The organism is Staphylococcus sp. HMSC072B07, assembly GCF_001815505.1.
GTDB lineage: Bacteria > Bacillota > Bacilli > Staphylococcales > Staphylococcaceae > Staphylococcus > Staphylococcus simulans.
The window spans coordinates 7,398-19,021 of sequence record NZ_KV820945.1 but is presented as its reverse complement, the minus strand read 5'-3'; the positions used below and the strand labels follow the sequence as shown (position 1 = coordinate 19,021).

The following is an 11,624-nucleotide window of genomic DNA, read 5'->3' as shown; positions in this document are numbered from 1 at the left end:
AGTTGTGCTAATAACGCTGGTAAATTGCCTTTTAATTCACTTGGCAGTGCGTTTACTTTTGTCTCTGCTGATGTTTTTAATGTTTGTGCTTCTTCTTGTGCTGATTTTAGTAATGTTTGTTCTTGTGGTGTGATTAAGTTGTCGGAAACTGCCATGTTCCATGCTGATTGGGATGCTTTATCCGCAAGTTCTGCTGCTTTCACAGCGGCTTCGGCATCATTTAACCATTGATCTTGAATGTCGTTCGTGCCATTCGCATTAGCGTCATTGATTTCTGGGATGTCGATACCTTGTAATTGTGCTAATAACGCTGTTAAATTGCCTTTTAATTCGCTTGGTAATGCCTCAACTTTTCTCTCTGCTGTTGCTTTTAATGTTTGTACTTCTTCTTGTGTTGATTTCAATAATGTTTGTTCTTGTGGTGTAACTAAATTGTCAGAGACTGTAGAATCAAATAATATTTGAGCATGCTCATCAGCTGACTGTGCTACTTTCACCGCATCTCTCGCTTCATTGATTAATACATCTACATTATCATCAATACCATTTTCATTTTGATCATTAATCTGCGGTAATGTAATACCTTTGAGCAACGCTAAATCTTTTGGAAGATTACCTTGCAATGTTAATGGTAATTGATTTACCTTTTCTTTTGCTTGTGCTTTCACATCTTCGTAAATTGCTTGTAATTGAGCTAATTGTTTATATTCGCTTGGTGTAACTAAACCATCTGCTGTATTCGTTGCTAGTTTTTCCTGTAGTTTAGCATCCATTGCTTGTGCCACTCTGACAAACTCTGTTGCTTCAGCTAATGCAGCATCATCTGCATCTGAAATATTATTGGCATTTTGATCATTGATGTTTGGAACTGTGATGCCTTGAAGTTGTTTTAAACGTACTTCAAATGGTGATTGATAAGCTGCTGGTAATTGCTTCACAATTTGTTGTGCTGAATCTTTAGCACCTTCAAACAATGCTTGATGTTGTGATAAGTTTTGATGTTCTTGTGGTGTAATCAAGCCATTTTCATTTGCTGTATCAAGTTCAGATTGTATCTCTTGATTCATTTTTTCAGCTTGTGCCACACGTGCTTCTGCTTGTTCTAGCAATGTATCAATATCATCTGCAATGCCATTAGCATTTTGGTCATTGATGTCTGGAATTGAGATAGCTTGCATTTGCGCTAAAGCATTCACTAATTCATCTTTAACTGCTGCTGGAATCTTACTTTGTTGAATCGTCTCAGTTGCTTGTTCTTTTAGTTTTGATGCATGATTTTGTGATTCAATCAATGTGTCTTTTTCTTGTGGTGTAATTAAGTGATTTGCATTCGCTTTTGTTAAATCATCTTGTGCTGTTTCATGTGCAGCTTTTACTGCATTTATTAAATCTTGAAGTGTTTGATCTAACGTATCATCTACATCATTATGGTCGTGGTCATTAACTTCTGGTACTGCAATACCTGTTAAAGCATCAAGCATTTTTAGAAGTTCACCTTTTAATGCATCATCAACTAAAGCAATTTTAGCTTCAGCAATATTTTTCTGTGCTAAGGATGCTTTTTGAAGATTTGATAACATATCATGTTCATCGTCGTTGATAACACCATTGTCCTGAGCTGTTTCTAATCCTGCTTTCGCAACTTTTTCTGCTGCTTCTGCTGCCTTAATTGCTTGTAATGCATCACTCATCAATTGATCTTGGTTATCATCAATACCATTTACATTTTTATCATTCACTTCTGGGATATCGATTGCTTTTAACGCATCTAATTGTGGTTGGAATTCCGGTCTTAAGTTTTCATCAATCATATCCACTGCTTTTTGAGCATAGTGTTTCGCTGTCTTCGCATAGTTGACTTGGTTAATTAATTCTGACTGTTCTTTTGGTGTGACTAATTGATCTTGTTGAATTGACTCTAGTTGTTGTTGTGCTGTTTCATGTGCACGTTTTGCTTCATCAACTAAGTCTTGAACAGCTGCTTTCAATGCATCTGTATGATCATCAATGTGGTTATTATCTTGATCATTGACAGTTGGTAAAGTAATTTCATTAATCGCATCTAATTGTAACTGCAAGTCTTTTTGATATGCTGCTGGTAAAGCATCAATTGCTGCTTGCGCCGCAGCTTTATTAGCTTCTACTAAATTTTTAGCACCGCTTAGAACTTCTAATTCACTAGGATTGATTAAACCGTCTACTAATTCCTCATCTGCTTTAGCTTGTGCTGCTTGCGCCATATCTTTAGTCGCATTGATTAATTGTTGTGCCTTGTCTATTAATGTATCAATATCATCACGAATACCATTTTGATTTTTATCATTCACAGATGGAATTGAAATTCCTGTTATCGCTTGTACTTTTTTAGGCAAATCTTGTCTGTATTTACTCTCAACTGCTTCAAGCTTTTCTTCAGCTAATGCTTTCTTTTGTTTAAATTCTTCTTGTAACACTTTTAATTGTGCTTGTTCATCAGGGTTTACCATACCATCTGCTTGAACTTCTTCTAATGCTGTTTGTGCTACTGCTTCTGCATTTTTAGCTGCTTCATAAGCTTTGGCTGCCTCATCAAATAAGCTATCTTCTTTATCTGGCACACCATTATGATTTTCATCGTTGACTTGTGGTGGTCCAATTGGTGTTAATGCATCGAGTTCTAGTTGTAACGTTTGTTTAACAGGTTCTGATAATAATGCGTCTACTAACGTTTGTGCTGCTGCTTTTTTGTCCTCTGCTAATGAAATTGCTTTGGCTAAATCTGCGCTTTCTTCTGGTGTAATGATATTATCTTTTTGAATATCATCCATTTGCGTCAATGCATTGTTATAAGCTGCTTTTGCTGCTTCTACCGCTTCTTTCGCTTTATGAATGGCTTGATCTACGTCATCACGAATCCCGTTTTTATCCTCGTCATTCACTTCTGGTACAGTAATACCTGTTAATGCCGCAAGTTGTTGTGGCAGGTCTTTGCGGTATGCTTCTTGAATCGCATTAATTTTTTCATTTGCTAATGCTTTCTTTTGTTCAAAGTTAGCTTGTGCTGCTACTAATGCTTGATGTTCTGTTTCATCAATTAATTCATTTGGATTTAGTGCTTGTGCTAACATTTCTTTTACTGCTTGATCTGCAGCTTTGGCGTCTTTCAATGCATCTCCGGCAAAGCGTATTAATAAATCTTCTGAATCTGGAATATCATTTGCATTGTTGTCATTTACTGGTGGAACAATTAAATCAGGGTATTGTCTTAAAACGCTTAGCAACTCCGCTTTTAAAGGCGTTCCATCTGAGAGATTATGAACATCGGTAAAGGCATTCATTTTAGATTCATATGCAGCAAGTTTGAAAGGTCTTAATGATTCGATTTCGTCTGGATTAACTAATCCATCATCTTGTATCGCTAAAATCGCTGCTTTTGCTGCTTTATCTGTTTCTACAACTTTTTGTACAAGTTTTCTGAGTTCAGCCTCTTTATCATCAGCTACATCATTACTATTAGCATCATTCACTTCTGGTACATCAATACCTGTTAATCCTTTTAATTTCCCAGGCAATACACCTTGATATGTTGATTCAACTGCGTCTAATGCTTGTTGTGCTGTTGCTTTCTTTTGTTCAAAATCATGTTGTAAGTTTTGTAGTGTCTGGTGTTCTTCTGGTGAAATAGCTTGGTTCTCGTTTACTTTTGTTAATTCAGATTTTACTAAAGCATCAGCTGCTTTTGCTTTTTCAATTGCTGCCTCTGCTGCTTTAACTAAAGCATCTTGAGTATCTGGAATCATATTGTTGTTATCGTCATTGATGTCTGGAACACGAATACCATCTAATTTTGCTAGTTCTTGCTCTAAAGGTGCACGTAATGCTTCAGGTAATGCATTCACTTTTTCTGTTGCTTCTGCTTTTGTTGAAACAGCTGTTTTCTGAGCTTCTGTTAAATCTTGATGTTCTTTCGGATTAATCAGCTTATCTTGTGTTGCGTCTGTTAAGTTATGTTTCGCTGCTAAATCTGCTGCTTTTGCTTTGTCTAAAGATACTTGTGCTTCTTTAAGCAATGCTTCTAGTTCAGCTTGATCAACATCGTCTGTTTTACCATTATTATCTTTATCATTTACTTCTGGTACAACAATACCGTTTAACGCTGCTAGTTGTGTTGGTAATTCTCCACGATACTGTACATCAATCGCATTGATTTTATCGTTAGCTGCTTTTTTCTTCGTTGTGAAATCTTGTTGTAACTTATCTAAGTTGTCATGTTCTTGTTGATTAATAACTTTGTCATCATTAGCTTTAACCAATTCTTCGTTAGCTAATTTATCCGCTGCTTCAACTGCTTTGATAGAAAGTTTAGCCGCTTCAATCAACGCATCTTGTTCATCAGGGATGTTGTTTTCATTGTTATCATTAATGCCTGGTACCGTAATACCTTTTAACTTAGCCAATCTTTCTAATAATGGTGTTTGTACTTCTGATGGTAAGGCTTTAACTGCTTTATCTGCTGTTGTTTTTATTGTATCTGCATTTTCTTTTGAGACAGTTAAATCTTGATGTTCTTGAGCTTTAATTAAGTTATCTGCATTGGCTTGTTGTAATTGTGTTTGTGCTGCTTGGTCTGCGGTTTCTGCTTTCTTAACTAAATCTTCTGCGTTTTTCAATGCTGCATCTTGTTGTTCTTTTGCATCTTGATCATCTGTTTTACCATTACTATTTGTGTCATTAACAGCAGGAACTGTAATTCCTTTTAATGCTTCAAGTTGTGTCGGCAAATCACCACGATATTTCTCTTCAATCTGGTTGATTTTATCGCTAGCTGCTTGTTTCTTCGTTGTAAAATCTTGTTGTAAGTTTTCTAAGTTGTCGTGCTCTTGTTGATTGATGGCTTTATCAGCTTCAGCTTTAGTTAATTCTTCGTTTGCTTTTTGATCTGCTGCTTTAACTGCGGCTAATAAATCTTTAGCTTCTGCGATTAATGCGTCTTGTTCGTCTGGAATGTTGTTGTTGTCAGTATCATTAATAGATGGAATTTCAATACCGTTCAATGCATCAAGTTCGTCTAATAAAGGAGCTTGCATGTTTTCTGGAAGTGCTTCTACTAAATCTCTTGCAGTTGAATTTGCTTCGTCAGCCTGATTTTCTACAACATATAATCCTTCTAATTCTTTGAGTGAAATAACATCATCTTGGTTTACTTCAGCTAATTTAGCTTGTGCTGCTTTATCAGCAAGTTTTGCTTTCTCAATTGCCGCTTTCGCTTCTGCTAAGCTTTGGTCTGTTTCGGCACGATCAGCAGTATCCGGTTTTCCATTATTATCAGTATCGTTAACAACCGGAACTTCAATTCCTTTTAACGCATTGATTTGTTGTAATAGTTTATCGTTATATTTCTTATCAACTGCATTAGCTTTTTCTGTTGCTGCTTGTTTTTGAGTTTCAAAGTCTTTTTGAAGTTCTGTTAATTTCGCATTTTCTTCTTGATTGATAGCCTGGTTTTCTTGTGCTGTTGCTAATTCGGAAACTGCTTTTTTCTCAGCATCTTCTGCTGATTTAATCGCTGCTTCTGCCAACTTGATTAACTCATCTTGGGTGTCTGGAATATCATTCTCATTTTTATCATTAACTTCTGGTACAACAATCCCTTTTAAAAGATTCAATCTGTCTAAGAATGATTGTTGTTGCTCCAGAGGTAATGTTTTAACTGCTGCCTCTGCTGTTGATTTTGTTGATGTTGCAAGTTCTTTTGCAGCGGTTAATTCTGTATGCTCTTGCGGCTTAATTAGACTGTCTTCATTTGCGTTTTGTAATTGTGATTGTGCTGTTTGGTCTGCAACTTCTGCTTTCTTCACTAAGTCTTCAACATTATCTAAAGCTGCTATGAGTTGTTCCTTTTCATCTTGTTCGTCTGGTTTACCATTGTTGTTCTTGTCGTTTGCTACAGGAACTGTAATACCCACAAGCTTATTCAATTTTTCAATTAATGGAGATTGATGTTTCTCATTAACTTCTTTTATCTTTGCTTCTGCTGCTTTTTTCTTAGTTTCAAATTCTTTTTGAAGTGCTGATAAATTATCATGTTCGGTTGGAGAAATCGCATTGTTTTCATTTGCTGTTTCTAATGTTGCTTTCGCTTTGCTTTCAGCCTCTTGTGCTTCTTTTAACAATTGCTCAGCCTCTGCTATCAACTTGTCTTGATCATCAGAAATTGAATTGTTATTTTCATCATTTACTTTTGGTAATTCAATCTCAGTTAATTGATCTAGTTCTTGTTGTAATGTTGCTTTTAAACGTTCCGGCAATTGATTCACTTTTATTTGCGCTTCATTTTTTCTAGATGTTGCTGTTTGAATTTCATTTTGCAAACCGTCCATTTCATTTTTGCTTACAAGTTGGTCGGCAGCGATTGTTTGAGCTGTTGCTTTTGCTTGGGCATGCGCTTTTTTAGCTTCTTCAATCGAAGCGGTTGCTTCTGCCATAATTTGCTTATCAATTTCTTTTTTAAGTTCATCAGAGAGTTTTAATGCAACGGTTTGATAATCTGTTGTTAGGTTTTCAATGTGCTTTGTTCCATTATCAAATGACCACTTCACTGGAACGTTTAATGCATTTCCATCGTAATATTCTTTTAATCGTGTCCATTTTTCTGAACTTGTGCTGATATCTTCAGTTGTTAAGTTATGTTTCAAAGTGATTGAAGGCGTATAAGTTTTATCATAGAAAGCTGCTTGTGATAAAGCATTGTTGCTGTTAGTTAGTATCACTTTGTTTGTATTATTTTGAGTGGCAGCAAAGTAATTTGTATTAGGTTGAACATTTGCAACGATGTCTTGTGGAAACTCTGCTGTCATTTCAATTTTGCTTGGTAAAGTCGCTGTTTGATGTACTTCTCTTGTTGGAATATACTGGGTGATTGTTACTTTCGCATCATCATTTCCAGTTGGATTAACGACTTGAACTGTATAAGGTTGTACTGGTACTAGTAAGATACCTTTTACATGAAACGCTGTACCTGATGCATTTCTTCCAGTCATACTATAAGTCAATTCACTCTTATCTTTGAAAGTGGCAGTTACTCTATTTGGATAATCTTCAACAGCCCCTCTTGGGTGTTCACCTGTCGAAATAATGACTTTATTATCTTTTAACTCTAAATTAGCTGTAGCCTCTGAAAGAGTGTTACTACTAATATACAGTTCGTTAATTTCATTTCGGTTAAAAGTGACGGACTTTCTAACATCTACTTCTTTATTTCGATCATAATCATCAAGATCATAAATATTTAATAACCCGCTTACAGGATGAAGTTTATCATTGAGAGTCTTTAGCTCTTCTATTACAGAAGTAATAGACGTACCGTTAGTAACCTTATTATAAAAACCGTCTAGTTTTGTCTTATCGATATTAGACATGAATTTAATGTTAGCTGTTGCACCACCACCATCTTGAGAAGTCATAGACAACATGTCTCGACCTGAAGTGAAGAAATATCTTTTATTAGTTGGAAATTTTTTAGATGGTGGATCCATTTTGACATGTACCAAGGCATCTACTTTATGACCGTTCGCTGTACCTACATTATTGATATATACATAGGCTTCTGGTTGATTATCATCGAGCGTAATGTAATCACCAAAGTAGGCGTGAATGCCACCACCATTTGTAGTTGTAGTTTTTTTACTTGTCATTGTTTCTTTGTTCGTTAGGAAAGAATAAGATTTACTGTCATGATCTTTAAATTTAGGTGAAAAATCAATATAATCTGGTGCAACTGTTTGTCCTGGATTCGCTACTTTCTTCACTAAATTACTGCCATTATAATCAATGATTTTTCCCTTGTACGTTTCATTATTGACTGGTGCTTCAACTTGTTCAACTGGTGGTTCTGTGTCTAATGAACGCTTTGCGCGTGTATGAATCGTTGGTGTTGATTCTGATGTTGGGTCAATCGTTGGTGTTGATTCTGGAGTTGTGTCTTTTGCTGTTGGATTTGTTTCTTCTGGTTGTGGTGCTTGTTCTATAGTTGTCGGTGCTTCTGATGTTGTTTGGTTTAATTCTGGATTATGAGGTGCAGTATTTTCAGAGGCAGGAGCTTCTGTTGTTACAGGTGGTGTAACGACTGCTGTTGTTTTTGTCTCTTGGGTTGGTTGAGACGTTGTGTCTGAGTTAGGATTTGGTGATTCAGACTGAGTTTGAGTGGTGTCTGTACTAGATGTTTGTTCTTCTGCTGCTTGGGCGTCATGACTGAGGCCAAACATGAGTGTTGCTCCTACAAGGATAGAAGCGGTTCCTACCGTGAATTTACGGATAGAGTACTTGTTTTGCTTATTAGGCAAAAAATCAAGTCTACGATTGGGTTGTTTCATTGTTGTTCCTCCGATGTGTCTGTGTCTATATGCTGAGTGTTCTTTTCTAAAAATCATTTGCTTACATCCTCTTTTTAAGAGAACAAAATTTATATTAACTGATTTTTTTCGAAAATAAATAGACATCAAAGGAATAGTAAAAAAAGTGCATGTCAAAAGTAAAAAAAGTGCAAGCGATGAATATCCCTTAAATTTTTAGTTGTTTACTGTTTCTAAATAGGACAAAGCTTCTCTATAAATCAATTCAGATATCATATTTTCTGCCCGTTTATAATATTGAGCTTGGTTGATAAATTCTTTGGGACTCATGTGAAATTGGTTTTTAAAGTTTTTTAAATATGTACGATAACTCGCAAAATTATATTCTTTCCATAACTCGTTTTCATTACCGCGGATGAGTAATTCTTCAGCTAATTTATAAAGCTTGAGTCGTCTTACATATTCATTAAAACCTATCTGCATCTCCTCTTTGAACTTTCTCGAAAGAAAACTACTGTTTACATAAAGTACTTGCGCGACATCGCTTAACTTTAATGGTGCTTTAAAATTATGATTAACGTGTGAAACAGCTTTTAACACATTCTCATTTGTAGTGAAATTAAAAACATAGCTTTCACTTTCGCTGTAGTATATATGCAAATAATTAATGAGTTTAATGATATTGATATCAGCCATAAATAAATCTTCTTCATACATAAAACGAATATAGTTCATAAACGCTTTTTTCATACTAAGCTGTGTTTGGTCTGTTTTAGTGATGTTACGCGCATTTCTTAAATAATATTTATTGAAGTGTACTTTATTGATAGAGAGGCAAACAATACTGCCATCGATACTTTGGATCTGTGAGTATTTCATTTCTGGGGTTGTGACAAATATATCGCCAGTTCCATATTCTAATTCGATCTCATCAATAGTTACTTTAGCCAAACCACTTATCACAAAGTACACAGTAATATATTGGTTGTCGTGCATTAAGTCAAAATTACATACGGACGAAGTAAAAATATTGTAGGTATAGTCCATCATTGATTCTCCTATCAAGTATAAAATTAAGAAAAAGGTGTCTAAAAAATGAATTAAAAAGTGATAGTTAGAAGTGAATTAAAAGTGTCAAAACAAACTAGAAAATGTTTGTGTTAGGAATTAAAAAGGGGCTCTTATGAGAGTTAACTTTGTTTATCATAGCTTATTAATCGTAAAAGTTGAATACTTTTTTCTAAATTCAATTGTACTAAATTACAAAATCGGGGATTTCCCTATATGCATAAAAAAGACCGTACCCAATAAAGTGTACGGTCTAAAAACTACTTATGATTTAGTTTTATTTATTGTCATCGTGATTACGACGTCTTCTGAATAACAAGATTGAACCTAGGGCTGCGAATAATCCGCCAAATAATACGCCGCTATTAACAGTGTCTTTACCTGTATCTGGTAAAGCTTTAGCAGTTGATTTTGCTTTTGATTTGTCAGCTGTTTTATTTGAAGATTCATCTTTCACTGTTGATACTCCAACTTTAGAAGATTTATTGTTTCCATCAGTTGTGTTCGTATCAATTGTGTTTGTTCCACCAGATTCTGGTGTATTAATTTTTTCTTTATTCGGAGCAGGTACAACTTCTTTGTCGCCTACTACGATTGCAGTTGATGATTTAGAAATATTACCTGCTTTATCAGTAGCAACTACAGTTACTTTATCTCCATCTTTCAACATTACATTAGAAGGAACATCCACTGACCATGTGCCATCTTGTCCAACTTTGACTGTAACTACTGTGCCATTAGGGAACGTTACAGTAACTGTTGTACCTGGTTCAGCAGTACCTGTGACTACTTTATCTCCAGCATGAATTACATTAACAACTGGTGCTTCTGGTGCAACTGTATCTTTAACTGGTGTTACTGTTTCTTTTGAAACATTGCCTGCTTCATCAGTAATTACTGCTTTCACATTGTCTCCATCTTTCAATGTTACAGCTTCAGGAACATCTACTTTCCAATTACCATCTTTATCTACTTTAGTTGTTACAGTAGATCCGTCTGGGAATGCCACTGTTACAGTTGAACCTGGTTCTTTGCCAGTTCCTGTGACAGTTCTGTCTCCTGCTTCAATTGGGTTCACAACTGGTGCTTCTGGTGCAATTGAATCATGTACTGTGACATCAACAGTAACATTTTCTGTTGAACCATCTGGATATGTCACTTTAACTATAACTGTAACAACATCTCCTTCAGCAGCATCTTCTGGTACTGTAACTGTAATTTTACCAGTATCAGGATTTACTGTAACTGTCCAATCTTTATCTATTCCTGATTCACTCGGAATTTCAAAGCGTGTGCCAGTTGGAACATCATCTTTGACTTGAGGAATTTCAATAGACTCTCCAGGGTTCACTTGGACATCGTTATATCCAGGATTGTATACATCAGCATCTGGTTGCGGATGAACAGTGATTGTGACATTTATATGGTCAGTTGTGCCATCTGGATAAGTGACTGTTACTGGGACATCATACACACCTGGAATTGAACCACTTGGGATTAATGTTGGATTATCCACTGTAACTTTATATGGTTTTTCAGTATCAGGGTAACCTGGAACAGTTACTTTACCTACAATTTCATCAATCGTTGTATGACTGCCATACGGTTTTTCAATTGGTTGAGTTGTCGGTTCATACGTATCTGAATCTTTTGGACCAACGACTACTTTCACAATAATATGGTCAGTCGAACCATCTGGGTATGTCACTGTAACTGGAACATCGTATACACCTGGTGTGTTTCCATTAGGTAATACAGATGGATTGTCTACAGTAACTTTATAAGGATTATCCACTTTAGAATAGCCTGGTACAGTTACTTTAGAAACAACATCTTCAATTGTAGTTGGTGTACCATATGGTTTTTCAACTTTTCCAGCAACTGGTTCAAAGACATCTGAAGCTTTCGGACCTACTGTCACTTTCACAGATACGTGATCTTTTGTGCCGTCTGGATAAGTGACTGTTACTGGTACATCATACACACCTGAAATTGAACCACTTGGGATTAATGTTGGATTATCCACTGTAACTTTATATGGATTTTCAGTATCAGGGTAACCTGGAACAGTTACTTGGTTTGTGATTTCGTTTACAGTTGTTGGGTGATTATATGGTTTTTCAATATCTTTAGATACTGGTTCATATTTATCATTTTCTGGTTGTGGATTAACCGTTACTTTAACTGTTACGTGGTCAGTCGAACCATCTGGGTATGTCACTGTAA

Annotated in this window: 3 protein-coding genes and 1 pseudogene; all 4 read right to left on the bottom strand. The window is 35.7% G+C overall.

Annotation, left to right across the window (positions count from 1 at the left end; translation table 11 throughout):
• Window positions 1-6,464, bottom strand: a 6,464-nt coding sequence (locus HMPREF3031_RS10740) for a GA-like domain-containing protein (protein WP_373880222.1), incomplete at its 3' end; no start/stop codon positions are given.
• Window positions 6,465-8,251: 1,787 nt separating this feature from the next.
• Window positions 8,252-8,351: pseudogene (locus HMPREF3031_RS13910) on the bottom strand (YSIRK-type signal peptide-containing protein); the annotation flags it as partial.
• A 195-nt stretch (window positions 8,352-8,546) separates the two neighbouring features.
• Window positions 8,547-9,377 carry an AraC family transcriptional regulator gene (locus HMPREF3031_RS10735; protein WP_023015618.1) on the bottom strand — a complete coding sequence of 277 codons (831 nt, stop codon included), beginning with the start codon at window positions 9,375-9,377 and terminating at the stop codon, window positions 8,547-8,549.
• Window positions 9,378-9,675: 298 nt separating this feature from the next.
• A partial coding sequence (locus tag HMPREF3031_RS10730; RefSeq protein ID WP_180364342.1) for a Rib/alpha-like domain-containing protein occupies window positions 9,676-11,624 on the bottom strand: 1,949 nt, incomplete at its 5' end.

Bases quoted from the DNA above. Each gene is read 5' to 3' on its own strand.
- HMPREF3031_RS10735 (WP_023015618.1), bottom strand. From the start codon at position 9,377: ATGGACTATACCTACAATATTTTTACTTCGTCCGTATGTAATTTTGAC.